This window comes from Pseudomonas sp. NBRC 111139, assembly GCF_001753955.1.
In the GTDB taxonomy this organism is placed as follows: domain Bacteria; phylum Pseudomonadota; class Gammaproteobacteria; order Pseudomonadales; family Pseudomonadaceae; genus Aquipseudomonas; species Aquipseudomonas alloputida.
The window spans coordinates 1-22,957 of record NZ_BCBP01000049.1; the positions used below are offsets into that span (position 1 = coordinate 1).

The following is a 22,957-nucleotide window of genomic DNA, read 5'->3' on the forward strand; positions in this document are numbered from 1 at the left end:
GGACTCGGCGCTGGTTTCGGACGGGGCACGCGGGGTGAAGCTGGCCAACAGGTTGTCCCAGTCCTGGTTCTGCTGGGCACTGAAGTCGGCCTGTGCAGTGGTGGAGAAGATCAGGGCACGCCCGGGGCTGATGATGAAGGCCGCCTGGCGCTGGTACAGCGGGCGGCCCTGGTTCATGTAATAGGCGTCGATCTGGATACCGGCAATGGGTGCGGTAACCGAGAGCGTGACGGCCTTGTTGCCCATGCGGGTGTAGCCGCGCAGCTTGGAGGTGAGCAGCTTGACCTGGCGATCGACATAGGCCTGCAGCGCTTCGTCCGGCAGCAAGGTGTCACGCGAGATGGTGATGCTCAAGGGTGCTGGAACACTGGCACCCAGGACGAACATGTTGACCGTGCGGTCCTCGAAACCTGCCGGCAGCGCAATGCCGCCTTCCTGTAATTCGTAATCCATGCGATGAAAATTCCTGATAGCGAAAAAATCGGGGTCAGCCCTGCGCGAAGCCATCGAGCATGCGGTCGAACTCGGCCAGCCACTGGCTCAGGCCGGGCTTGCTGGGGTCGATCACGCTGGAGATATCCAGCCATTGCAGCGAATCGCTGCCGGCGATGGGCACCAGTGCGCCGACCAGGCGACCGTGCCGAGGCTCGTGGCCGGCATTGAAGTGAAAGTCCACGACCTTGGCCGGGTTCCCAGCCAGGAGGCAATCACGTTGGCGAATCACGCGCAGTTGCGGGTTCAATTCGCGCAAAGCCTCGACTGCGCTCTGGAACAGTTGCTCCAGCGGCTGCCTGGCGGGTACATCACGGCGGCGGATGCTGAGGCTGACCGGCTCGCCTTCATGCTCGAGGGTGGTCTGGATGTCGCGAAAACGAAAGCCGAGCGGAAACTGCAAGGAGAACCCTGCGAAGGTGAAAGCGCTGGCGAAATCCTGCAACACGGCTGGCAGCGGTTCCGGCTCGGGCACAGCCTCGGGCACATGAGCAGCTTCCGCCAGACTGGCCAGCCGCGCAGACTCCTCTTGCGCTTCGCGCCTGGCAGAGATGCGGTCGTAGATCGAGGGCTTGTACATGAACCTTGCCTCAGTCATTGATCCGCACTGCGGCGCCAGTGATCTGGGTGGTGTCGGTACTGGTGGTCACGATGACCTTGCCTTTGATCTCGATGCCTTCCGGGGTCAGCGTGATGCTGCTGTCGCCCACCTGCAGGATGATGTGCTGCTTGGCGGCCACCTGGATGAACTGGTTGTCGACCTGCAGGGTGTAGGAACCTTCGGTCACCTGCACCACGGTGTCTTTCTTGACCGTTTCGGTGTGCGTACCACCAACAGTAATCGAGCGGTTATTCCCCACATCATGGGTCTCATCCAGCTCGATCTCTGTATCCATGTTGCGCTCGGCATGCATGATGATCTGCTCGGCGCCGGCCTTGTCCTCGAAGCGGAAGAAGTTGGCGGTACCGCCGTCGCCCTTCATCGACCGGGTCAGGAAGCCACTCTGGGTCTTGTTCGCCGGCAGCGACCATGGCGGGGTGTTGGTGCTGTTGTACAGGCTGCCCATGATCAGCGGCCGGTCCGGGTTGCCATCAAGGAACACCACCACCACTTCGTCGCCTACGCGTGGGATCTGAATGCTGCCGAAGCCGCCGCTGGCGCCGGATTGGGCGACACGTACCCAGCAGGAGCTGTGATCGTTGAACTGCCCCTGGCGATCCCAGTGAAACTGAAGCTTTACCCGGCCCAGTTCGTCGGTGAAGATTTCCTCGCCTGGGGGGCCGACAACGATGGCGGTCTGCGGGCCGTTGATCAAAGGCTTGCGGGTGTTTAACTGCGGGCGGTATGCGATTTTTTTACGCACGCACACGAATCGGTTGACGTAACCGGCCTGGTCGCCAGTCATGTAGTTGTTGCTGCCGCGATGCTCCACGCTCAGCAACAAAAACTTACGGTTCTCGGCGTCACCGGTGTCGTGCAGATAATGCTGGATCAACTCAAAAGTGTAACCCGGCTTCATGGCCCGGCAATTGCTCTCGCCGTAGAAGGTCTTGCCCATCAACTCGAGCGCTTCGATACGGTTGCGTACGATGGCTTCGCCATCTTCGTAGCTGCCATGGGTGTACTGGCCCGGGAAATCATAAATCTCGAACCTGTCCACATCGCCCTGTTGATTCAAGCTTTGCATGGTCACAGGTAGGAAGTTGCGCGGTTGGCGATAGTCGAACGTGCGAACGGCAATTTGACCGGATTGCAGCTGCCGCGTTGACTGCCACTGAGTAATGGAATCAGCGGTTTCGGTAACCGACGCGGAGTGGTAGCGAATCTGCGGCTGTTCGGGCAGCGGCAACAAGGTGCTGGAGTCATCGGTGATGACCATCAGGTGGGAGTCGGCCGTGTGCTCGAAGTAGTAGAAAAGCCCTTCGCTCTCAAGCAAGCGCTGCACAAAGTTGAAATCGCTCTCGCGGTACTGGGTAATGTAGCTGTGCGATTTGAGCGACTTGCTTACACGAAATTCGTACTTGGCCAGCGTGCCAAATCCGGCGAACACTTCACTGACAACAGCCTGGACCGATTTTTCTTGAAAAATGCGTGTATCGAAGCGGCAAGTCAGCATCCACAGCCACGGCCCTAGCACGGCTGCATAACGCACATAGCCGCCGTCGCTGCCTTGGGTGCTAAACCGCTGAACATAGCCGTTAATGTAGCGGAAAGAGCCGTTGGATAACTCGATTTCTATCGTGGCCTGGCTGCCAATCAGTGACTTGAGCTTTACATCGCTCTGTTGGCTGAGCAAGGCCAGATCGAATTCATAGAGTTTGGAAAGCTCTTCAGTGCCGGAAAAGTGCTCCAGCAAAAACTCATCGTTGGCTGTTTGTGTCAGGATATTCAGCTTGAACAATCGCCTGTTTTGCGGCGCGAGCATGGAAAGAACGTCAGTTAGCATAATTTACTCCCTGTAACGGTGAACATCAGCGCGCCCGTACGGCGAAAAGCCTGCCCAACCACGAGGCAGCACGCATGCTCTGAATAGTTTCAATATCCATGAATGTGTATTGACGGTTTTCCTTCGCTTCGCGCACTTTCAGCTCTCTGAGTGCACTGATCTTGTCACGATTGTAAAACACCATGAACACGGACATTAGCGCAAAGAAGTAGATCAACCCGGTGGCCGGCACGTCATGGCTTTTCATCAGCGGATAGATCACGCTGCTCAAGCCCGCCGCCAAACCCGCCTGCCACCACTGAACTTTCTGGGGCGGCTCGATGGATTCCACGCGCTGCCCTTTAAAGTGGAGAATATCACTTTTACTGCGCCAGTAATAAGCCATTGCATAGGTCAACAACACCAGCACGACGGGTGCGAGCCCTAACATCAAAGAAGTCGCCGCTCCCAACTTCATTTTTTTGTAGGTAACACCCAGTGTCAGCAGCGATGCGAACATTGGTGCAACTGACATATTGAAGAACATGCGCAAATTCGCGAAACTTACAAAGTGCTCACTGCGGTAAGCACAATTGATGCACCACAGCGTCATAACGATAATGATCAGGATCGCCGGCACCGCCATGAATGGCGGCGCCACTCCGGTCATCATCAGGGCCAATATCACGACCAGCAGCCACACCGACCAGATTTTTTTAAAAAAACGTTCTGTGGTAAACATTTAATCCTTCCCCGTCAAGAAATTACCCAGGGTAGTGCCCAGCCCCGAAAAATCATCACTCATGACAAACTGAACTGCCAAACCCGCACCCAAAGACAAGGCAATCACGACTATAGCCGGCCCTGTTAGCCCGCCGACCAATACACCGACACCAAAGGCCAATGCATTGGTCGGCTGGGTGTAAGCTGACTTCTGGAAGAACTCCGAGACGCTTTTTGCCTCCGTCGCATCTAGGTAAGCCTGGGGGCCGAACGCCAATGCGCCGCCTAATTTGGCACCCGTCAGTACTTTGCCTACGCCACGGCTGCTGTACCCGGCCGAGTCAATATGGGCAGTTGCACGCATCGCCTTGGCGGTATTGAAAGCAGCCACATGCAGGTTACTGCCCCGACCGGGCAGCCTGTACAAACTTGCCTGGCTATTGGCGGGTATTTCGAAGTAGAGGTTTCCGCCCATGCGCACCAGTTTCAGGCGCCCTTTCATGGCCCTGGCGGCAGATACACTGCCGGGTTTGCCACGTGACGCTGCCCACTTCTTCAGCTTGCCGCGCGTGGCATCCGTCATGTTCAGCAGGTTTTCAACTTTGGTGGCTTTGGATGCGGCATGGCCTAGCGCAGCAACGTTGGCAAGCGTGCCGGGTAAATTTGCAGTTGAAAATAATAGTGCCCCTACGACTGGAATCTTCTCGGCCTTCTCCTTGATGGCCAGCAGTTCATCCGCGGCAAAACGCCCCGATTTTTCCATTTTTGCAATCAGGCTATAAAGTAACTGCGCGTATTCTTCGGCTTCGTCAGCACTCAACTGCGTTTCGGACGACCGTAGTTCAGCAACAAGAAACTCGGCGGCACTCATGTCATCAGCCGAATAAAGGCCGCCTACATCCATCTTGGCGTAGGTTCTGGCTGCTACAACACTTGGCCATGGCAGGTCACCCTGCCCGAGAAGGCCGTCTTGCCCGCCGAGGCCCATGGGGTCGGCTGCGGTACAGGGATAGATTCTGTTCACGATTCTGTTCACGCCTTGTCAAAAATCCTGCTTGCGCGACCTGCGCAGTATCGGCCCACGTCTCAGGCGCTGCGACCTATGCAGGCAAGCAAAGTTCCCAACAACACCTGAATATGCCAACCAGATCACAAATGGATTTGCCGGCCGAGTGTAGAGGGCGCAGGAAACACTGGAATGCGCAACTCTGTCAACTATGAATATCGCTCATCCTTCGCATTAGCCGTTATGAATGAGATGGCATTGCGCCATCTTTTGCCCATACACCAGCATTACCAAGAACGTTCACAGGACACTGTGGTCAATGTTCTACATAGCGCCTACGCTTGGGATACTTGTGACGCTGGGCTTGTGGGCGAAGGGGTACACACCCTGCCAGAAGCTGTTGACTTCAGGATCTGCCTGGCAGGTGTGCTGGATCAATGATGAGCGGTATTGTTTCAAGTCTGATTCCTATACCCGTGACGGCTGGCCTTGCAAGCGCATGAGTGATAAAAATGCCTGCATCCAGGTTGACGGGCGCCAGTAATTCTAATACCCACACCCACGTCGCTACTTGTAGGAAGTCATGACAAATACAGAAATCATCAAACAATTGGAAGCGCTCAAATGAGCCATTTCACTCCAATCTCCATCAAATTCAGGCTGCTCGCCGCCCCCACCCCGCTGACTTGCGTAAGCCATCCGGGCTTCAGCCTCACCCCTGACAGCTACACAGAAAACAACTGAGTTAATAAATCCGCGAGCCTTGAAACATTCCTCGAATCAGGCCATCAATAGCTGTCGTAAGTCAGCTCTTCCATCTCGTGTCACCTTGGGATGCTCCGTCAACTTGCCGCGCGGAGACGGTGAGTTGATATTTCCCCGTCACGCAGGCTATCTATCGAAAAAGCGCTCAATGCGTCATGTTTTCAGAGGCTTTTCGCCCAGATTTCTCTTTTAAGCGCGCAGTTCACCCATACCCATCAGCTGTTTTCGAGCCATCCTCAGGTTCCACAGGGCGATCAGTGTGGTGGCCGGGGCGTTCGCCTTTGGCGTCGGCGCGGCGCCGGGCGCGGTGGCCGGCGCCGGCATTGGCCTGCAGGTCGGCAACCTGATCCTCATGGGCCTGGGGCTGTCCGCCATCGCCGAGTATTTTTATCAGGGCCTGCCTGTCGACCCTTCAGCAAGGCATGACCACGGCCTGGTTCGCCGAGGATGGCCTCAAGCCCGCTGGCCTGGACCCGAGCGGCGGTTCCGCGGCGCAGGCCCAGGAGCGTGTCGAGCGTGCTGCACGCCAGCTTGCTCGCGGGCAGGAGCAGTGGGTGTTGCTGTTACTGACAGCCATCGTCACCTACCTTACTCGGGGCCAGATGAAGGCCGGCGTCATGAGCAGCATGGAAAGCATTGCCGCCCGGAGCGCTCGGCTGCAGGCCGAGATCTCCAACAAGCAGCTGGCAGCCTGGTTGGCGAAGAATGAGCAGAAACTGTTGGCGCAGCCGGAGTTGCAGCCCAAAGAGGCCACACCGATCTCTCGTGCACAAGCGCAACCGGAGCCATTGCGACCACTACCCGATCGACCACCCATTGCTCAGGCACCGGATAAGCCAGGCTTAACGGAAGTTTCCCGTAGGGAGTACCTGAACAAGAAGTTCGCTCGAACGGGTAACTTGGCACAGGACATCAACATACGAGGCAACCAGGAAACTGCTGTAAACTTCTTCAAGTCACAGGGCTATAAGCCTGCCGACTACGAAGGCTACATGAACGGCTTGGACTTCACTCAACCAGTCTTCACGGAAACAATCAACCGGGGCAAGACACTTTGGCAATTCCAGGTGCCCGGCGGCCGGCAAGGCATGTGGTACTCTCCTACCCCTGACGTGGTGCCAGGGCAACTGGGGATCAACCCGCTTGGCCAGATCTACAAAACGGAAACCATCGTGCCCAAGATCGTGAACGTCTATCAGAGCACTGAGAAGGTCACGCTGCTGAGGAGTACCTCGGCACCGGTACTGGATACCTGGTCCGTTCCTTCCCAACCCTATAACGCCATTGGCGGTGCTCGGCAGATGACCTCTGGCCAACGCGAGCTCTTCAAACTGATAACACCAGGTGCATTATGAAACCCACAACCCCCCTCGGCTATGTACAGAAGGCTATCGACATTACCGCGCAGCGGAACAAGGCCTGTCCCGCTTACCCCATTTATGGGATGCTACTAAACCAACTTGACTATGTGAAAGCCGTGTTCGAAGGGCGTGAGCAAGATAAATCGAAACTCCACCAACTCAGTATCGGTGCCATTGCCTCGAAAGAATTCGAAGAAAATGACCCCGAGTTGGCCAGAGCACTGAAAGACGCCTATTACGTAGCCATCCAGTCGGCTCATGGCCTCAAAATTCAACTGCCCGATTGATTGCCGACGTTCGATCAGGCCAGCCACTGAACATCGGGCGCAGTCACTGACGAAAGCTATAAACCCTACACCCAGCAGACTGAGCCACGATGGACATTTACGCACTCCGGCAAAAATCGATAGCGCTGCGTGTCATCATTGACCGGCTGAAGTCACACGACCCGGCCGCCATGAAGTTGAGTGTAGAGCTGCCGCTCTTGTTGAACGCGGCAAAGCAGCAGCGGATCCGCACCCCGATGGAATGGCGTGACATCCCCGGAAGCTATCTGTTCACCGAAGAAGGGCTGCAGCAGTATGCCGATCTCGAGCACGCCTTCGCCGAGTTTCGTATCGAGCTCTCCGGGGGCGAGCCCCTACCCTGCACAAGCTCAAGGCGCGCATGGGGGAGAAACCCTCCCAGGGATGATGGGCGGGCAGCCTTGCCATCTTTTCATGAGTTCATTACGCCTTTGACGCATGGATGCAACGAAATAGCCCAAACTGTCCTTTTGCCCGGTATGCCGATGATGCGGTAGTGCATTGTCGTAGCCAGAGGCAAGCAGAACACGTGATGCGTTCAATCGCTTCACGTCTAGCGGTTTGTGGCCTCACGATGCATCCCGAGAAATCGAAAATCGTGTACTGCAAGGACAGCAATCGACGCGCAGGGTATCCGCATGTGAGCTTTACCTTCCTTGGTTTCACTTTTAGACCCAGGAAGGCAATCGGCCAGCAGAACAAGCTTTTTACCAGCTTCCTTCCGGGAGTCAGTGCGCAAGCGTTGAAGCGGATGCGGCGGGCAGTGCGCGAGTGCGGGGAGAGGTGCGCCCGTGAGTCCAGATACCAAGGCTTTGCCTTGATTATCCAATAATCAGCGACTGAAAATCGGGCTTTTCGGCATCCCAAAGCCGCCCATTTCCGACTGATGAGCAACTTGTTCGGAGTTTCCTTAAAGGACCATCTCCCATCAGCCAGGTCGAGCCGAAGCGCTTGCGAGAGCTTCATGCGAAACAGGACCCTGACTTTGTAGCGCACGATCAACAACTAAAACATGCAGAGACTTTTGCACCCGAGGTCTTAGCAACAAACAGATTAATGAGTATCTCGACAGCCCTGATGGTGGGCTATATCTGCAAAAGCTACGTGCCGCAAACTGCGACTACCACCGAATCTGGAGGTAACATTGACAGGGCGGGTGGCGCACTTCAATATCTTACCCCTAACCGTAATGAGTGGTCGACCACCAAGCTCATAGGCACTATTGATAACTAGGATAGACAATGAACACGCACACACTGAAGGCTACCGCTACAGCGCTTCGTGAAAAACTTGAGGCTCTCGAAGATCAAAATTCCGATGCGAAGCTGATGCTCAACACCCTACGCGGCCTCTTATTAAAAGCTGAAAATGGAAAAATTCATGCCCCCATGGAGGCTAGAGACATACCTGGTTACCGCTACTTACCGGAGACCAACTTACAGGACGATCGTAATCTCAGTCAGTTATTTGCAGAATTTTACATGGCATTGATTGATGGAGAGGAGTGGAGTTCCTTTAAGAAATTCCAAGCCAAAAATAAAAATCACGATTAGAAAAAGATGGAGAACATACAAGAAGCTTGCTCGAACGGGCAACTTGGCAGGACACCAATATACGAGGCAACCAGGATACTGCTGCCAACTTCTTCAAGTCACAGGGCTATAAGTCTGCCGATTACATCCCCCTGTTCATTGAGCCTCTGCATGATCACCGGAAAGAAATTGCGCGACTGACTATAGTCAAAGGTACGAACGGCGATCTTTCCGGGTTGCAGTAGCTATAAGGTTTCAACGATTTGTTCAGGCGGAAATCGCACTTTGCCAAGCTGCCAAAACCTGCAAATACCTCGCCAACTAGGTCTTGTACCGTCTTACCCTGGAAGATTCGCGAGTCGAGACGGCAAGTCAACATCACACTTCCTGGATAACTGGCGTCTAATATCGCTTATTTTCGGCTCTTGAGTGCAAAAACCCGAGCCAACCATGAAGCGTCACGTAACGCACGCACATATTCGATCTCAAGAAATGTGTATTGACGCGCCTCACGACGCTCGCGTTCTTTTAACGCCCTTAACGAAGCGATATTGGTGCGATTATAGAAGACCAAATACAGCGAAATGAAAACCATCACACACAGCACCACGGCCATAGAACTATTATAGTTCTTTATCGTCGGATACAGCAGACTACTCAACCCTGCACCAAGCCCGCCCACAACCCACGAATTGGCCTGCTCGGGTTCGAATACTTCTACCCGCTCACCGCGTAACAGGAATGAACTCGCCTTGCTTCGATGCCCATAGGCCAATGCGAAAGCCAACGCAGTAAGAATGAGCGGCACGGCGCTGATCGCAAGCGCCGCTACGCCTCCCATTTTTGATTGTTTGTACGTTATCGCCATTGACAGGACAAAGGCAAAAAGCGGCACGGCAGTCAAGCTGAAACAGAGACGTAAGGACGCAAAATCAGCAAATCTTTCCGAACGATAGGCGCATTTCACGCACCAGCAAAATGTAACAAAAGACGATACAGCCATGGGCACAAAAACAATCTTCGGCGCCACCCCAAGTGTCAACACTGAAATCATAAGCGTTAAAAACCAGAAGGCCCAAATTCGCGCAAAAAACCGTTCGGTCGTAAACATTTAATTCAATCTTTCCCAATCAGATAATCGCCCAAGTCAGTCCCCCAACCGGTTGCGTCATCACTCAAGGATACTCTGGGCTAGGCGCTATGCTGTCCAACATATGCGATGTAGCGCGAGCCGCCTTTGGCCACTTCGATTTCGATGCTGACTTGCTAGCCCATCATGAGCGGCACGCCGGAGTCTTCGCAGACCAGCAGCAGTTCGTAGTTGAACGCCCACGACAGGGCTTCGGTGCCCTTGAAGGTTTCCAGCAGCAGCTCCTGCTCGGGGTTGGCCAGGTTGTGAAACTTGAACAGGCGGCGGTTCTGTGGCGACAGCAGCGCGGAGGCCAAGTCCATGATCATGCGAAATCTCCTTGAAAACACGGCCAGCACGCGCTTGCGATGCTCAGCTGCAACCCTGATCTTGCGGGCGTATTCTGCATGCGCGCATAACGTGCTTGCGGAATCATGCGACTGCCTGCAGAAAGGAAAGTGCCATCATGCATTGAAATAAGTGCGACAGGATTCACATTCCCGAATGCCAGGCAGGCAGAAAGGCCCAAAGGAAACACCGGCAAAAGCTGCCCTGTCAACTCACTACAGGCCTAGGAAAACGGGGCAATACCGCCCTGCAAGGCAATGTCATATCGCCATCCTTCATCTTCCTCACTGGCGCCCGGAGGCGACCCGGCAATCGCCGAATGGCCCGTCACAGAAGGTTCTTGAGGTATCGATCAGAGCCCATGCCCGACAGCTCCCACTCGAACTGTCTCGCTACCTGACGCATCAGCTCCACTGGCGGAGAAAAATGTTTCATAACGTGGATTCACCGAAGAGGATATTCTTGCGATCGCCAAAGGCGAAATGCCCGACCCCCACCACCTATCCAGATCCAGATTATGTCGCGCAACATTTGGCCCAATTCCAAAATGGCGCCTCACGCTTCATGACCCAGACCAACCTTGAGAAATACGGCATCGCACAGAAAGATAGTACGTCGTTCATCATGCTAGGCCACGAAGCAACCGAACTACTTGCCAAGACAGCAGGTGAGAAGCGCGCGTTGGAGTAAGCCCTTGGCTAGCCTGAGAATTTCCTTGATACCAATGCACTGGTCCCGGTAGACATCCCTGATCCGAAGCAGTTGAATCTACGGATTCCATCGGGAAATGAAGCCGGTGCTAACGAATTCTGGATCCCTGGTGGCAAGCTACCTGACGGCAACAGTGAAGTCGTCATAGACGCGGCGAGTATTGCCGCCAAGAGGTTCAATACCGCTCCCCTTTTTTGAAGGCCCCCTATGAAATTCAAAGATCTTTTCATCAGTCGTCAGCACATGTACTCAATCGGCATCGAAGAAGACGCTAGTCAGTATTACGTTTCGTTCCCCGTCAGCAACGGCATGGTTGAATACGAAGAGTATTTCGCCATTGCTCCAGCTACATTTGATGCCTTCATGGATGACCCTGATGCGGCGCTGGCTTTCGTGATAAAATGCCGCAAAAGACAACTTGATGAATTATTAATCATCAAGCCGGGAAAAAATCGGGGCACGGCCATCTAGTGCCACATAGATAAATGCTGACGAAATCCGACACTGCATGACCGTTTGACCCTACCAACAAATGAGTGGTGCCATCTCACGCTGCGGTGAAGTGGTGCAGTCCCTTACCCCAATCAGGACTGACCATGAACACCGAAACACTCAAGCAGAAGATTCGCTGCCCCCCCCCCGCACAGATCCGTACGTGCGGAACTACCGCATACGGCTCCTGCCTCAGGTACGTGTCGCGAAGCGTTCCTCTGGTTTCGATTCGTGGCGTACTTCACAGTTTCTGCCCGAACCGTCAAGGCTGGCCATAAAGCAATGCGTCCAGTTCATCATGCTGCGGCGAGAGATCGAAGAGCTTGGCTGCCAGTTCCTGGATATGTTGCGACCACGCAACCTTCTCCACCCACTCCGGCGGCATGCCGGACACGCCGTACAGCGCACCCGCCAACTGGCCGGCGGTGGCCGCGACACTGTCGGCATCATCGGCAAGGTTGGCGGCCAGGAGGATCGCGTCCTTGAAGTTGTCGGTGTTCCATACGGCCCACAGTGCCGCTTCCAAGGTATCGATGACGTAGCCGGAGGAGCGGATCTGTTCGCGGCTCTTTTGCTTGTACTCGCCCGCATTGATGATCATCGGGCGAGGCCGCAACGAACGCACCGCTGGGGCCAGGGCCTCTTCCTTGTCTGCACCATTGAGCGCCAGATGCAGCTGTGCCGCAAACAGCTGACAGCAGTTCACTGCCTCGTCGGCGTTGTGGGTCACGCTGCTTTGCGTGACGCTTTCCCACCAGCTTGCCGACAGCGAGTGCCGGCGGAAGATTGCCGTAGGCGCAAGGCGGATGATGGAGCCATTGCCAGCCGTCGAGGGGTCATAGTTGCCTTGCCAGGTAATACCCTCGCGCAGCCAGCCTTCAAGGGCATTGCGCGTGGCATTGCCGATATCGAAACAACGACCGTTGGCACTGTTTTCCCCGCGCCGGTACCAGCGGACCAAGGCATCTGCGTAGTTGGCGTAATCGAACTTGCCCTTGCTCACATACGTGTCTGCCAGGCACAGCGCCATGCTGGTGTCATCAGTCCACTCACCCGCAACGAGGTTGAACGGGCCACCCCCGACCATGTCGCTCACCTGCCCCCTGTCGCGGGCCTGGAACTCGAGCGTGGTGCCGACCGCATCGCCGATGGCCAGGCCAAGCAGCGCGCCCTTGGCGCGGTCCAGTGCCTGCTCCGCGGTCAATGTGCAGGCCCTGGAGTGCAGCCAGCTTGGCTTGACCGCCGGCGCCGCCAGTGCATCAGACTGCAAGGTGGAGTCCATCCGCTGCTGCAACTGCCGGGAGGGCTCCGGCGACAGATGCGCATAACGTCGCACGTAGTCGGCCAGCAATGCGTTTGAGCTTCTTAGATCGATCATGGGATTTCTTTGAGAATGAATTGGGTAACGGAGCCATTGGCGTATCAACGATACCATTGCCTGCGGTCGAGGCCTTGATGATGCCCATCCAGTCAGGCCCCCTGGGCCTCTCAGCCTTCCAAGGCTGCGCGGGTGACATTGCCGATGTCGAAGCAACGGCCGTTGACGCGGTTTTCACCCTGCCGGTACCAGCGCACCATGGCATCGGCAAAGGTCCAGTGCCTGGTCCTGTGATAACGTGCTGAACCTGTTGTTCAGCCATGCCGGTTTGATCCGCGGCAGCCAGGGAATGCTCAGGCACACATGAAAGACCATCCCGAACTCTACGTAAGGTCCCCTATTCTTTTCCGGCTTACGGCCATCGGTCTGATGCTGTCCATGCTCGCCATGGGAGCACTGGCGGTGTACGCCTTATGGACAGATATCGTGCCCCTCTACGGCCGGATCTACCGTAATGCGCCGGTCGTGGAAACACCACTCAAAGCTTTCTTCATGATTGCATTCATTCCCCTGGGGCCTTGCCTGATCGTTGCCAGCCTGATCGCCGCATGGACCGGTCGAAAGTTTGACCCACCAAAAACCTCTTGGCTGCATGGGTTCCAGCTACGCTCGCTGCAACTGACAGTTGTGCTGATGGTTATCGTTGCTCCGACAATGATTGCGCTGACCACAGCCACGCTTTCGGCAAAGGACTACTGGTCGTGCCCGAAGCTCAGGATCTCGGGCTCCGGTTGGCAGATGTTCTGGGTCAACGATGAACGGGTGTGCTTCAAGCCGGATCATTACATCAACGACAATTGGCCATGCAAGGCAATCGATGGCAGAGACGTTTGCGTACAGGTCGATGGTCGTTGAGTTGGATGAAACCGGCTGCGCCGGTGTTCGCGGGCAGGCTGCCCGCGAATGCGGTGGCGGCTGTGACGGTGAATGACCAGGGATAGTGGCCGGCAGGTCCGGCCTATTCGCGGGTAAACCCGCTCCTACGGGCATCGCGCTAGCTATTAGATTTTGAACAATACAGTTTCCCCGCCGGACGCGACGAAACCGGTCGCATTGCCATCATCCTGACGCGCTTCCCCACCACGCTGCACGCACGCGGCCGGCGCACAAAATGAGAACTGATTCACTTTTTGAAAAAAACTTTTGTCGCCGATTTTCATCGCTTTCCAGCCCCTTTCGTACCCAGTCTTTAGGGCTTGAGCCCCCATCTCCTGCGCCCAAGACACGCTGTCAATATCACAGCGCCATTATTGCGCAGCGTCACAAAACGGGGAAAAAATCGCCCCCCTCGCCGGAACTTCTTCCGCAGCGAGGTGCCCTACTCGGCATTGCTGGCAACACAATATTCATATGCCAGCACTCAAATTCGCTGCAGCCGAAAGGCGATTTTTCAGGTCCACGCCACCGGCGTTTCAGGACGATCAAGCAGGCACATGGACGATGCACCAATGACACAGACATTCGATGTCGAAGCACTGATCAAGCTGCGTAGCCAAACGCGGGCGATCTCCGATGCGCTGAAGGCGCAGGCGGCGGATTACCTTGCCACCGTGGCACCGCTGATCCGTCCGCAAACCCTGTTTGGCGAATACCTGCAAGGCGCACAGCGCAGCAGCGGACGCGAAACCCAGGGCCACTTCCAGGCCCTGGTCGAACTCTACGAACGTATCGGTTCGGCCGCGCCGTTCCAGCTGGTCACCGAGCTGGAAGTACCGCTGAACCTGATCAGCACCACCCCCGAACTGTTCCCGCTGGAATACGACAAGACCCTGGAACACAGCGGCCAGGTCATCCGCATCACCAGCCCGACCCGCTGGGTTGTGGGCTTCCACGCCTTCGACCTGGCGCGGTTTCGCAATGTCATCAAAGACCCCAACCGCAGCAGCGCCGAGCTGTACCGCTTCGTGATGCACTACCTGGTGCTGTTCTACTGCCTGAGCAAGTCGCCTGGCCTTGGGCGGCTGTTCGAGGGCTTGCGCTACGGCCTGAGCTTCGAGCGCCTGAAGGGCTTTGGCGACCTGCCGTTCTGCGTCATCAGCTCGCCGGTGCGCTCGGAACTTCCCGACGACTCGGTCATCCGCAGCAGCACGCAGATTGCCGGCAACACCAGCTTCGAAGAACTGGTAGGCCGCGACAACATCCTGGAAATGAACGACGAAATCCGTCAGCGCCTGCTGCTGACGATCGAAGGACTGTAACGCGCAGCGCCCGGTACCGGGCCGCGCAATGATTCGCAGCGAATTGCTCGCACTGGAGAACACGATGGCGAAGAAGGAAAGCACTCAGCACAAACTCGACCGCGTTCGCGCGCCTCGGGTCCATATCACCTACGACGTGGACATCGGCGATGCCATCGAGAAAAAGGAGCTGCCCTTCGTCGTCGGCGTACTGGGTGATTTCTCCGGCAACCCGCTGGAGCCGCTGCCCAAGCTCAAGGACCGCAAGTTCGTGTACATCGACCGCGACAACTTCAACGGTGTGCTCAAGGGCATCAAGCCACGCCTGACCTACCGCGTCGACAACACCCTGGCCAAGAACGGTACCCAGCTGGGCGTGGAACTGAACTTCAATAGCCTCGAAGACTTCGAGCCACAGAACGTGGTCAAGCAGGTCGAGCCGCTGCGCAAGCTGCTGGAAGTGCGCAACAAGCTGGCCGACCTGCGCAACAAGATGGGCGGCAACGACAAGCTCGAAGAGCTGCTGATGGACGTGCTGCAGAACACTGAAAAGCTCAAGACCTTGGGCAAGGAATTCGGCCGTGAAGCCGAAGTGAAAGACCCGTCCAGCGACGATCGCGCCTGAGCAGGAGCCCGAACATGACCGACAAGCAAACCGCACCGCAACAGGCCGGCGACCTGGTCGAAGTGGAAAACTTCGCACCACAGCCCTCGCTGCTCGACAGCATCATTTCGCAAAGCCGCGTGGCCCGCTCCGACACCGAGCGCAACCGCACCCGCGACCTGATTGGCGAACTGGTGAACCAGGTGCTCGAGGGTGAGATGACCCCGAGCAAGGACCTGATCGCCGTGCTCGATTCGCGCATCGCCGAAATCGACGCGATGCTCTCCGAGCAGATGAACGAGATCATGCACGCCCGCGAGTTCCAGCAGCTGGAAGCCTCCTGGCGCGGCCTGAAATACCAGGTGGACCAGACCGAGACCAGCACCACGCTGAAGATCCACCTGCTCAATGCCTCGAAGAAAGACCTGGTGCGCGACCTGAAGGCCGCCAGCGAATTCGACCAGAGCGCGCTGTTCAAGAAGGTCTACGAAGAAGAGTACGGCACCTTCGGTGGCGCGCCTTTCGGCATGTTGATCGGTGACTACGAGTTCAACCGCAACCCCGAAGACATGTACCTGCTCGAAGAGATCTCGCACGTCGCGGCGGCGGCGCACGCGCCGTTCATCTCGGCCGCTTCGTCCGAGCTGTTCGGCTGGGACTCGTTCACCGAGATGTCCGGCCCGCGTGACCTGGCGAAGATCTTCGACACCGTGGAATACGCCAAGTGGAAGTCGTTCCGCGCCTCGGAAGACTCGCGCTACGTCGGCCTCACCCTGCCCCACGTGCTCGGTCGTCTGCCGTATGGCCCGGATACCACGCCGGTGGAAGAATTCAACTTCGTCGAAAGCGTCGATGGCCGCGACCACAACAAGTACCTGTGGATGAACGCCGCCTACGCCCTCGGCACCCGCGTAACCGACGCCTTCGCCCGCTACGGCTGGTGCGTGGCCATCCGCGGCGTGGAAGGCGGCGGCCTGGTCGAAGGCCTGCCGACCCATACCTTCAAGACCGACGACGGCGAAATCGCCCTGAAGTGCCCGACGGAAATCGCCATCACCGATCGCCGCGAAAAAGAGCTGTCGGACCTGGGCTTCATCCCCCTGGTGCACTGCAAGGGCACCGACTATGCCGCGTTCTTCGGCACCCAGTCGGCGCAGAAACAGAAGCAGTACAACACCGACATCGCCAACGCCAACGCACGCCTGTCGGCCCAGCTGCAATACATCTTCGCCACTTCGCGCATCGCCCACTACATGAAGGCGATCATGCGCGACAAGATCGGCAGCTTTGCCTCGCGCATGGATGTCGAGCGCTTCCTCAACCAGTGGCTGGCCAGCTATGTGCTGCTCGACGACACCGCCAGCCAGGAGGCCAAGGCCAAGTTCCCGTTGCGCGAAGCGCGCGCCGAGGTGTTCGAAGTGCCCGGCAAGCCAGGCGTGTACAAGGCCGTGACCTACTTGCGCCCGCACTACCAGCTGGATGAACTGACCGCCTCGCTGCGGCTGGTTGCCGAGCTGCCACAGGGCGCGCGCGGCTGACAGGCCGTTGTGTACAGGGATGACACATGAGTAACCAGGCCCGCCTGCTGCCCTCGCTGCTCGACCGACTGCTGGACGACCGTCCCTACCAGTCGGCCGAGCCCGCAGCGCAGCGCACCTGCTCGCTGGCCGAGTACAAGGCCAGCATCGTCCGCGACCTCGAAGTCCTGGTGAACACCCGCCAGTCCCTGGTCGCCGAAGAGCTCGACGGCTTCAGCCAGCTCGGTGGTTCCATCCTTGAATACGGCATGCCGGACTTCATCAGCCGCAGCGTGCTCGACCCGCACGATCGTCGCCTGATCCAGCAACAGCTGGAGCGGGCGATCAGCACCGGAGACCGGCGCTTTCGCCGGGTCCGTGTTCAGCTGTTGGCCCAGCAGAACGGCCATCGCATGTTGACCTTCCGCGTGGACGCCGTATTGCGTCTGCAGGACATCAGCCGCCAGGTGTCATTCGACGCCGTGCTGCAGGTCAACACCCAGGAATACAAAGTGCAGAACCTCAACTGATGCTCGACGAACTGCTGCCCTACTACGAAAAGGAACTGTCGCACCTGCGCTTTCTCGGCCAGGAGTTTGCCGCGCAGTACCCGAAGATCGCTTCGCGGCTGCTGATCGAAGGCGACAACTGCGAAGACCCGCACACCGAGCGCCTGATCGAGGCGTTCTCGTTCCTGTCTGCGCGGGTGCACAAGAAACTCGATGACGAGTTTCCGGAAATCGTCGAATCCTTCCTCGAGGTGCTGTACCCCCACTACCTGCGCCCTACTCCGTCGATGTCGATTGTCGAACTGAGCCTGGGCAGGCACGAGAAAGTCACCGAAGCCTACCGCGTGGCGCGCCATACCGAGATGCATGCCAATCCCGTGGAAGGCGTGGTGTGCAAGTTCCGCACCTGCTACCCAGTAGAGCTGTGGCCGATTGCCGTGCAGCAGGCCTCGTTCACGGAAATGGAACGCTCGGCCTTCAACGGGCACAGCGCCGACCTGGTCGCTCGTCTGCGCATCCGCCTGGCAGCCACGGGCGATGCCCTGTTCGGACAGATGGACATGAACCGCCTGCGGTTCTTCCTCGACGGCGAAGCAACCCTGATGCTGCAGCTGTACGAGCTGCTGTTCAACAACCTCGCCAAGGCCACGCTAAGCTTCGACGACCAGGGCCGCCGCCGCGAAGTGGCGCTGCCGGCCGATGCCCTGAACACCGTGGGCTACGCCCGTGACGAAGGCCTGGTGGACTACTCCGAGCGCTCATTCCTGGGCTACCGCCTGCTGCACGAGTATTTCACCTTCCCCGACAAGTTCATGTTCTTCGACCTCAGTGGATTTGCCCGCATCCTGCAGGGCAAGGCCATCGAGCAGGTAGAGGTCAACTTCTATTTCTCCGACTACGACCTCAGCGAGCGCCTGGCGCGGCTGACCCAGAACATCGGGCGCAACAACTTCAAGCTCAACTGCACGCCGATCATCAACCTGTTCCGCCAGCAGGCCGAGCCGATCAAGCTGACCCACACCCAGCACGAATACCCGGTTACCCCTGACACACGGCTGCACAACGCTGCAGAGGTGGTCTCGATCGACCGGGTACGGCGGGTGCGCAAACTCGGCGGTATCGACCAGGTCGCCACCTGCCAGCCGTTTTTCGAACCCCGGGGTGAGCAAGACCCACACAGCAGTTTCTGGGTCGCGCGCCGGCGAAACCAGGGCGACGCCACTGCCATGAGCATCCGCGTGGTCGACCGCGATCTGGAGCTGATTGATGCCAGCAGCGACACCCTGAGCATCGGCCTTACCTGCAGCAACCGCGACGTGCCGCTGATGCTGCCGTTCGGTGGCGAACGGGGCGATTTCACCATTCCCGCCAACGCGGTGATCAAGGATATCCGCTGCCTGCGCAAGCCCACCGCCACGGTGCGTGTGCCCTTGGGCAAGGGCCTGATCTGGCGGTTGATCGCCCACCTGTCGCTGAACCATCTGTCGCTGGTCAGCCAGGGCCGCGAAGTGCTGCTGGAGCTGTTGTCGCTGTACAACTACCGCAATGTCTCCGCCATTCGCAAACAGATCAACGGCATCAAGGCGATCAGCAGCGAACCGGTGGTCGCGCGCATTGGCCACCCGCGGCCAAATTTCGTGCGCGGCGTCGGCATCACCCTGACCCTGGACGAAAGCCAGTTCATCGGCAGCGGCGTGTTTCTGTTTGGCAGAGTGCTGGACCACTTCTTCGGCCAGTACTGCTCGATGAACAGTTTCACCCAACTGACCCTGCGCACCCAACAACGAGAAAAGAGAGTCGTACAATGGCCAGCACGCACCGGCGATCAGCCCCTGGTCTGATCGATCAGGCCCGAGCCGAGCCGCACCGATTCGAATTCTTCCAATTGGTGCGCCTGCTCCGCCTGCACTACAGCCGCACCGGGCGCATGGACCTGGCAACCCGGCCGCACGAAGACCCGCTGCGTTTTCGTACCCAGCTGTCGCTGGCGTTCCCGGCCAGCGAGGTCAGCGACCTGCACTTCGAGCGCGAAGGCAAGGTGTCGCCGGCCGGCTTGCCGCTGTCGGAAGTGCAGGTCACCTTCATGGGCCTGGTCGGGCCGTCGGGCGTGCTGCCACGCCCGTACACCGAGCTGCTGCTCGAGCGCCACGTGCAGTATCGCGACGATGCCGCCCATGCGTTTCTCGACATCTTCTCGCACCGCATGACCACGCTGTTCTACGAGGCCTGGCAAAAATACAAATTCCACATCGAGCACGAGCGCAATGGCACCTCGGGCTTCGATGGCTACCTGCTCAACCTGGTTGGCCTCGGGCCGCGCGCCCAGAAGCTGAAGTTCGAAGAGCAACCGTCCGCATTGCGTCGTGAGCTGTTCAGCTATTTTGCCGGCCTGCTCAGCCAGAAACCGCGCAATGCGCTGAACCTTGAACGCATGCTCGGTTTCTATTTCTCGCTGCCGATCAAGGTCCAGCCGTTCGCCGGGCGCTGGCTGCACCTGCAGCCCGAACAATGCACCCAGCTTGGCCGCCGCAATGCCCAGCTCGGCCACAGCGCCGTCGCCGGCAACCGGGTCTGGGACTACCAGTCGTGCATCCGCATCGAGCTGGGCCCGCTGAGCCTGGCCGACTACCAGCGCTTCCAGCCTGGCACCGCCTGCTACCGCAAGCTGGTCGAGCTCGTGCGCTTCTATATAGGTGCCGAGCTGGATTTCGAAATTGCCCCGCGCCTCAAGCGCGAGGCGGTGCCACGCGCCCAACTGGGCCGCAGCGGCAATGTCGCCCTGGGCTGGCTGGGTTGGCTCAAACGCCCGGGTCGTGACGCGGAGCCTTCGCGTTGCGCCGTCTTCCACATTCCATACGATGGGGTCGCCTTGTGAACCTGAAGTCTCTGTTCGCCAAGCTCAACGAAACCAGCCGCACGGCCACCGAAAGCGCGGCGGCCCTGTGCCTGTCCGAGCACCATTACGACGTGGAAGTGGAGCACCTGCTGCTGCAATTGCTCGACAACAACGACAGCGACCTGGCGCCGATCCTGCGCCACTACGAGGTCGTCGCCGAACGCCTGCAAGCGCAGCTGGTCACCGCCCTGGGCACCTTCAAGAAAGGTAATACCCGCACCCCGGCGCTGTCGCCGCACATTACCCGCATGATCGAGCAAGCCTGGTTGCTGGCCTCGATCGAATACGGCGTAGGCCAGGTGCGCAGCGCTCACCTGCTGCAGGCTCTGCTTGACGATGCTGAACTGCGTCGCGTGGTGATCGCCTCCGCGCCGGAGCTGGAAAAAATCAATGCCGATGACCTGCGCCTGAACCTTGCCGCGCTGGTGGAGGGTAGCGCCGAGTCCAGGCAGGCCAGCCCGCTGGCCAGCCCAGCAGCGCCAGTGAGCACGTCGAGCAAGGCCAGCGGCAAGACCCCAGCGCTGGACCAGTACACGGTCAACCTTACCCAAAGCGCCCGCGAAGGCCGCATCGACCCGGTGCTGGGCCGTGAGTTCGAAGTACGGCAGATGGTTGACATCCTCACCCGCCGCCGACAGAACAACCCGATCCTCACGGGCGAAGCCGGGGTCGGCAAAACCGCCGTGGTCGAAGGCCTGGCGCTGCGCATCGCCCAGGGTGACGTGCCGGCGGTGCTCAAGGACGTTGCCCTGCACACCCTCGACCTGGGCCTGTTGCAGGCCGGCGCCGGGGTCAAGGGCGAGTTCGAGAACCGCCTCAAGGCTGTGATCGAAGAGGTCAAGCGCAGCCTGCACCCGATCATCCTGTTCATCGACGAAGCCCACACCCTGATCGGCTCCGGCGGCCAGGCCGGGCAGAACGATGCCGCCAACCTGCTCAAGCCGGCCCTGGCCCGTGGCGAGTTGCGCACCATCGCTGCCACTACCTGGGCCGAATACAAGAAGTACTTCGAGAAGGACGCCGCCCTCGCCCGCCGCTTCCAGGTGGTCAAAGTGGAAGAGCCCGACGAAGACAAGGCCATTCACATGCTGCGCGGCCTGCTCGGCAAGATGCGCGAGCACCACAAGGTGGCGGTGATGGACGAAGCGCTGGTGCAGGCGGTACGCCTGTCCAACCGCTACATCACCGGCCGCCAGCTGCCCGACAAGGCGGTCAGCGTGCTCGACACAGCCTGCGCGCGCATTGCCCTGGCGCAATCTTCGCTGCCCGGCGCACTGGAAGACTGCCGCCGGCAGATCGACAACCTGCAAGCAGAAATCGGCGTGCTCGGCCACGAAGCCGGCAAGGGGCACGACCATGCCCGCCGCCTGGAAGCGCTGCAGGCTGCCCTGCAGGCCGAGCAGCAACAAGAACAGCAACTCAATGCCCAGTGGCAGCAGGAGCTGGAGCTGGTCGAACAGCTCAAGGCGCTGGACGCCGCCAACGATGCCGACGCTCAGCAGCTCAATACCCTGCGTGCCGAGCTGGCGCGCGTGCAAGGCGACCAGCCACTGGTCCATGCGCTGGTCGACAGCGGCGCCATCGCCCAGGTCATCAGCGGCTGGACCGGCATCCCGCTGGGCAAGATGCTGCGTGACGAAATCGATACCGTGCAGCGCCTGCCGGCCCTGCTTGGTGAACGCGTGCTGGGCCAGGACCACGCCCTGCACGAGATCGGCAAGCGCATCAAGATTTCCCGAGCGCGCATGGAAGACCCGAACAAACCGATTGGCGTGTTCCTGCTGCTCGGCCCCAGCGGCGTCGGCAAGACCGAAACCGCCCTGGCCCTGGCCGACACCTTGTACGGCGGCGAGCGCAACCTGATCACCATCAACATGTCCGAGTACCAGGAGGCCCACACCGTGTCGAGCCTCAAGGGCTCGCCACCCGGCTATGTCGGCTACGGAGAAGGCGGCGTGCTGACCGAAGCGGTGCGCCGCAAGCCGTACAGCGTGGTCTTGCTCGACGAGGTGGAAAAAGCCCACCCTGACGTGCTGGAACTGTTCTTCCAGGTGTTCGACAAGGGCGTGCTGGACGATGGCGAAGGCCGCGAGATCAATTTCCGCAACACGGTGATCATCCTCACCTCCAACACCGGCACCGAGCGCATCATGCAGACCTGCCTGAACGCCACCGAGCTGCCGACGCCCGAGGCGATCGTCGAAGACTTGCGCGACCAGCTCAACCATGTGTTCAAGCCGGCCTTCCTCGGTCGCCTGAGCATCGTGCCGTTCTACCCGGTGCAGGACCAGATTCTCGAGCGCATCGTCGCCCTCAAGCTCGAACGCATCGCCAAGCGCTTCGCCCGCAACCACCAGGCCGAGCTCAGCTATGACCAGGCGCTGGTCAAGGCCATCGCCGCCCGCTGCACCGAGGTCGACAGCGGCGCACGCAACATCGACAACATCCTGTCACAGACCCTGATGCCCGAACTCGCCCAGCGCGTGCTCGAGCGCATGGCCCAGGACACGCCGATCCAGCACCTTGCGATCGAGCTGGGCAGCGATGGCGATTTCGCCTATCGCCTGGCCTGACCAGTACCCGGAG

23 protein-coding genes and 5 pseudogenes are annotated in these 22,957 nt (G+C 58.6%); 17 read left to right on the forward strand and 11 right to left on the reverse strand.

The annotated features are described in order from the left end of the window. From BJQ17_RS19510 to BJQ17_RS19530, 5 genes are all read right to left on the reverse strand, one after another. On the reverse strand, nucleotides 1-453 hold a 453-nt coding region (locus BJQ17_RS19510), incomplete at its 3' end, for a DcrB-related protein (RefSeq protein ID WP_070096510.1). Nucleotides 454-487: 34 nt separating this feature from the next. Then, the gene (locus tag BJQ17_RS19515; RefSeq protein ID WP_070096511.1) at nucleotides 488-1,072 is read right to left on the reverse strand and encodes a hypothetical protein; all 585 of its coding nucleotides are present in this window, start codon (nucleotides 1,070-1,072) and stop codon (nucleotides 488-490) included. 10 nt (nucleotides 1,073-1,082) lie between these two features. Next, on the reverse strand, nucleotides 1,083-2,939 hold the full coding sequence (gene tssI, locus BJQ17_RS19520) for a type VI secretion system tip protein TssI/VgrG (RefSeq protein ID WP_033725266.1): 1,857 nt from the start codon (nucleotides 2,937-2,939) through the stop codon (nucleotides 1,083-1,085). Between the two features lie 25 nt (nucleotides 2,940-2,964). Next, a complete protein-coding gene (locus BJQ17_RS19525) occupies nucleotides 2,965-3,660 on the reverse strand; it encodes a hypothetical protein (protein WP_003248399.1) in 696 nt (231 codons plus the stop codon). Further along, the gene (locus BJQ17_RS19530; RefSeq protein ID WP_070096512.1) at nucleotides 3,661-4,677 is read right to left on the reverse strand and encodes a hypothetical protein; all 1,017 of its coding nucleotides are present in this window, start codon (nucleotides 4,675-4,677) and stop codon (nucleotides 3,661-3,663) included. Nucleotides 4,678-4,839: 162 nt separating this feature from the next. Here BJQ17_RS19530 and BJQ17_RS31735 point away from each other — a divergent pair, with 162 nt between their 5' ends. From BJQ17_RS31735 to BJQ17_RS32180, 7 genes and pseudogenes are all read left to right on the forward strand, one after another. Next, on the forward strand, nucleotides 4,840-5,088 hold the full coding sequence (locus tag BJQ17_RS31735) for a hypothetical protein (RefSeq protein WP_019751687.1): 249 nt from the start codon (nucleotides 4,840-4,842) through the stop codon (nucleotides 5,086-5,088). A 586-nt stretch (nucleotides 5,089-5,674) separates the two neighbouring features. Continuing rightward, nucleotides 5,675-6,767 (forward strand): annotated as a pseudogene (locus BJQ17_RS19545) (polymorphic toxin type 46 domain-containing protein); the annotation flags it as partial. Then, nucleotides 6,764-7,060 carry an immunity protein Tsi6 family protein gene (locus BJQ17_RS19550; protein ID WP_070096513.1) on the forward strand — a complete coding sequence of 99 codons (297 nt, stop codon included), beginning with the start codon at nucleotides 6,764-6,766 and terminating at the stop codon, nucleotides 7,058-7,060. The pseudogene BJQ17_RS19545 and the gene BJQ17_RS19550, both read left to right, overlap by 4 nt. A gap of 89 nt (nucleotides 7,061-7,149) precedes the next feature. After that, nucleotides 7,150-7,466, forward strand: a pseudogene (locus tag BJQ17_RS19555) (hypothetical protein). A gap of 30 nt (nucleotides 7,467-7,496) precedes the next feature. Beyond that, a pseudogene (locus BJQ17_RS19560) lies at nucleotides 7,497-7,847 on the forward strand (reverse transcriptase domain-containing protein); the annotation flags it as partial. A 472-nt stretch (nucleotides 7,848-8,319) separates the two neighbouring features. Beyond that, nucleotides 8,320-8,631 carry a hypothetical protein gene (locus tag BJQ17_RS19565; RefSeq protein ID WP_003248386.1) on the forward strand — a complete coding sequence of 104 codons (312 nt, stop codon included), beginning with the start codon at nucleotides 8,320-8,322 and terminating at the stop codon, nucleotides 8,629-8,631. A 26-nt stretch (nucleotides 8,632-8,657) separates the two neighbouring features. Further along, the gene (locus BJQ17_RS32180) at nucleotides 8,658-8,855 is read left to right on the forward strand and encodes a polymorphic toxin type 46 domain-containing protein (RefSeq protein ID WP_003248382.1); all 198 of its coding nucleotides are present in this window, start codon (nucleotides 8,658-8,660) and stop codon (nucleotides 8,853-8,855) included. Here the strand turns inward: BJQ17_RS32180 and BJQ17_RS32605 are convergent. From BJQ17_RS32605 to BJQ17_RS19580, 3 genes and pseudogenes are all read right to left on the reverse strand, one after another. Continuing rightward, the gene (locus BJQ17_RS32605; protein ID WP_121783557.1) at nucleotides 8,786-8,989 is read right to left on the reverse strand and encodes a contractile injection system protein, VgrG/Pvc8 family; all 204 of its coding nucleotides are present in this window, start codon (nucleotides 8,987-8,989) and stop codon (nucleotides 8,786-8,788) included. The two genes, BJQ17_RS32180 and BJQ17_RS32605, sit on opposite strands and share 70 nt — an antisense overlap. 33 nt (nucleotides 8,990-9,022) lie before the next feature. Next, entirely contained in the window at nucleotides 9,023-9,721 is a 699-nt protein-coding gene (locus tag BJQ17_RS19575; RefSeq protein WP_003248379.1) for a hypothetical protein, read from the reverse strand. A gap of 158 nt (nucleotides 9,722-9,879) precedes the next feature. After that, a pseudogene (locus tag BJQ17_RS19580) lies at nucleotides 9,880-10,068 on the reverse strand (type VI secretion system tip protein VgrG); the annotation flags it as partial. A gap of 583 nt (nucleotides 10,069-10,651) precedes the next feature. Between BJQ17_RS19580 and BJQ17_RS32185 the strand changes: the two are divergent. Both BJQ17_RS32185 and BJQ17_RS19590 read left to right on the forward strand, forming a co-directional pair. Further along, the gene (locus BJQ17_RS32185; protein WP_254913440.1) at nucleotides 10,652-10,777 is read left to right on the forward strand and encodes a hypothetical protein; all 126 of its coding nucleotides are present in this window, start codon (nucleotides 10,652-10,654) and stop codon (nucleotides 10,775-10,777) included. Between the two features lie 228 nt (nucleotides 10,778-11,005). Continuing rightward, complete coding sequence (locus BJQ17_RS19590; protein ID WP_004576635.1) at nucleotides 11,006-11,269, forward strand: hypothetical protein; 264 nt, start codon at nucleotides 11,006-11,008, stop codon at nucleotides 11,267-11,269. 283 nt (nucleotides 11,270-11,552) lie between these two features. Here BJQ17_RS19590 and tri1 read toward each other — a convergent pair whose 3' ends face one another. Continuing rightward, entirely contained in the window at nucleotides 11,553-12,668 is a 1,116-nt protein-coding gene (tri1, locus tag BJQ17_RS19595) for an ADP-ribosylarginine hydrolase Tri1 (protein ID WP_070096515.1), read from the reverse strand. Between the two features lie 52 nt (nucleotides 12,669-12,720). After that, nucleotides 12,721-12,883, reverse strand: a pseudogene (locus tag BJQ17_RS32610) (ADP-ribosylglycohydrolase family protein); the annotation flags it as partial. An 88-nt stretch (nucleotides 12,884-12,971) separates the two neighbouring features. Between BJQ17_RS32610 and BJQ17_RS19605 the strand changes: the two are divergent. Continuing rightward, complete coding sequence (locus tag BJQ17_RS19605) at nucleotides 12,972-13,523, forward strand: hypothetical protein (protein ID WP_003248365.1); 552 nt, start codon at nucleotides 12,972-12,974, stop codon at nucleotides 13,521-13,523. A gap of 146 nt (nucleotides 13,524-13,669) precedes the next feature. Here BJQ17_RS19605 and BJQ17_RS31750 read toward each other — a convergent pair whose 3' ends face one another. After that, complete coding sequence (locus tag BJQ17_RS31750; protein WP_003248363.1) at nucleotides 13,670-13,828, reverse strand: hypothetical protein; 159 nt, start codon at nucleotides 13,826-13,828, stop codon at nucleotides 13,670-13,672. A 288-nt stretch (nucleotides 13,829-14,116) separates the two neighbouring features. Between BJQ17_RS31750 and BJQ17_RS19615 the strand changes: the two genes are divergently transcribed. The 7 genes from BJQ17_RS19615 to tssH all read left to right on the forward strand — a co-directional run bounded on the left by BJQ17_RS19615 (nucleotide 14,117) and on the right by tssH (nucleotide 22,944). Beyond that, nucleotides 14,117-14,866, forward strand: coding sequence for a hypothetical protein (locus BJQ17_RS19615; RefSeq protein WP_070096516.1), 750 nt, complete (start codon nucleotides 14,117-14,119; stop codon nucleotides 14,864-14,866). A 64-nt stretch (nucleotides 14,867-14,930) separates the two neighbouring features. Next, nucleotides 14,931-15,470 carry a type VI secretion system contractile sheath small subunit gene (gene tssB, locus BJQ17_RS19620; RefSeq protein ID WP_003248358.1) on the forward strand — a complete coding sequence of 180 codons (540 nt, stop codon included), beginning with the start codon at nucleotides 14,931-14,933 and terminating at the stop codon, nucleotides 15,468-15,470. 14 nt (nucleotides 15,471-15,484) lie between these two features. Then, on the forward strand, nucleotides 15,485-16,987 hold the full coding sequence (gene tssC, locus BJQ17_RS19625) for a type VI secretion system contractile sheath large subunit (RefSeq protein ID WP_003248356.1): 1,503 nt from the start codon (nucleotides 15,485-15,487) through the stop codon (nucleotides 16,985-16,987). A gap of 26 nt (nucleotides 16,988-17,013) precedes the next feature. Continuing rightward, a complete protein-coding gene (tssE, locus tag BJQ17_RS19630; protein ID WP_003248355.1) occupies nucleotides 17,014-17,496 on the forward strand; it encodes a type VI secretion system baseplate subunit TssE in 483 nt (160 codons plus the stop codon). Then, nucleotides 17,496-19,316, forward strand: a complete 1,821-nt coding sequence (gene tssF, locus BJQ17_RS19635; RefSeq protein WP_070096517.1) for a type VI secretion system baseplate subunit TssF — start codon at nucleotides 17,496-17,498, stop codon at nucleotides 19,314-19,316. Before tssE ends, tssF begins: the two co-directional genes overlap by 1 nt. Next, nucleotides 19,280-20,350: a type VI secretion system baseplate subunit TssG gene (tssG, locus tag BJQ17_RS19640; protein WP_003248350.1), complete on the forward strand. Its 1,071-nt coding sequence runs from the start codon at nucleotides 19,280-19,282 to the stop codon at nucleotides 20,348-20,350. Before tssF ends, tssG begins: the two co-directional genes overlap by 37 nt. Next, on the forward strand, nucleotides 20,347-22,944 hold the full coding sequence (gene tssH, locus BJQ17_RS19645) for a type VI secretion system ATPase TssH (RefSeq protein ID WP_070096518.1): 2,598 nt from the start codon (nucleotides 20,347-20,349) through the stop codon (nucleotides 22,942-22,944). The genes tssG and tssH overlap by 4 nt, the downstream gene beginning before the upstream one ends. Nucleotides 22,945-22,957 lie beyond the last annotated feature (13 nt).

Excerpts from the sequence above, each read along its gene's own strand:
- BJQ17_RS19515 (WP_070096511.1), bottom strand. The coding sequence starts at position 1,072 with ATGTACAAGCCCTCGATCTACGACCGCATCTCTGCCAGGCGCGAAGCG.
- tssI (WP_033725266.1), bottom strand. The coding sequence starts at position 2,939 with ATGCTAACTGACGTTCTTTCCATGCTCGCGCCGCAAAACAGGCGATTG.
- BJQ17_RS19525 (WP_003248399.1), bottom strand. The coding sequence starts at position 3,660 with ATGTTTACCACAGAACGTTTTTTTAAAAAAATCTGGTCGGTGTGGCTG.
- BJQ17_RS31735 (WP_019751687.1), top strand. The coding sequence starts at position 4,840 with ATGCGCAACTCTGTCAACTATGAATATCGCTCATCCTTCGCATTAGCC.
- BJQ17_RS19550 (WP_070096513.1), top strand. The coding sequence starts at position 6,764 with ATGAAACCCACAACCCCCCTCGGCTATGTACAGAAGGCTATCGACATT.
- BJQ17_RS19565 (WP_003248386.1), top strand. The coding sequence starts at position 8,320 with ATGAACACGCACACACTGAAGGCTACCGCTACAGCGCTTCGTGAAAAA.
- BJQ17_RS32605 (WP_121783557.1), bottom strand. The coding sequence starts at position 8,989 with ATGTTGACTTGCCGTCTCGACTCGCGAATCTTCCAGGGTAAGACGGTA.
- BJQ17_RS19575 (WP_003248379.1), bottom strand. The coding sequence starts at position 9,721 with ATGTTTACGACCGAACGGTTTTTTGCGCGAATTTGGGCCTTCTGGTTT.
- BJQ17_RS32185 (WP_254913440.1), top strand. The coding sequence starts at position 10,652 with ATGACCCAGACCAACCTTGAGAAATACGGCATCGCACAGAAAGATAGT.
- BJQ17_RS19590 (WP_004576635.1), top strand. The coding sequence starts at position 11,006 with ATGAAATTCAAAGATCTTTTCATCAGTCGTCAGCACATGTACTCAATC.
- tri1 (WP_070096515.1), bottom strand. The coding sequence starts at position 12,668 with ATGATCGATCTAAGAAGCTCAAACGCATTGCTGGCCGACTACGTGCGA.
- BJQ17_RS19605 (WP_003248365.1), top strand. The coding sequence starts at position 12,972 with ATGAAAGACCATCCCGAACTCTACGTAAGGTCCCCTATTCTTTTCCGG.
- BJQ17_RS31750 (WP_003248363.1), bottom strand. The coding sequence starts at position 13,828 with ATGAAAATCGGCGACAAAAGTTTTTTTCAAAAAGTGAATCAGTTCTCA.
- BJQ17_RS19615 (WP_070096516.1), top strand. The coding sequence starts at position 14,117 with ATGACACAGACATTCGATGTCGAAGCACTGATCAAGCTGCGTAGCCAA.
- tssB (WP_003248358.1), top strand. The coding sequence starts at position 14,931 with ATGGCGAAGAAGGAAAGCACTCAGCACAAACTCGACCGCGTTCGCGCG.
- tssC (WP_003248356.1), top strand. The coding sequence starts at position 15,485 with ATGACCGACAAGCAAACCGCACCGCAACAGGCCGGCGACCTGGTCGAA.
- tssE (WP_003248355.1), top strand. The coding sequence starts at position 17,014 with ATGAGTAACCAGGCCCGCCTGCTGCCCTCGCTGCTCGACCGACTGCTG.
- tssF (WP_070096517.1), top strand. The coding sequence starts at position 17,496 with ATGCTCGACGAACTGCTGCCCTACTACGAAAAGGAACTGTCGCACCTG.
- tssG (WP_003248350.1), top strand. The coding sequence starts at position 19,280 with ATGGCCAGCACGCACCGGCGATCAGCCCCTGGTCTGATCGATCAGGCC.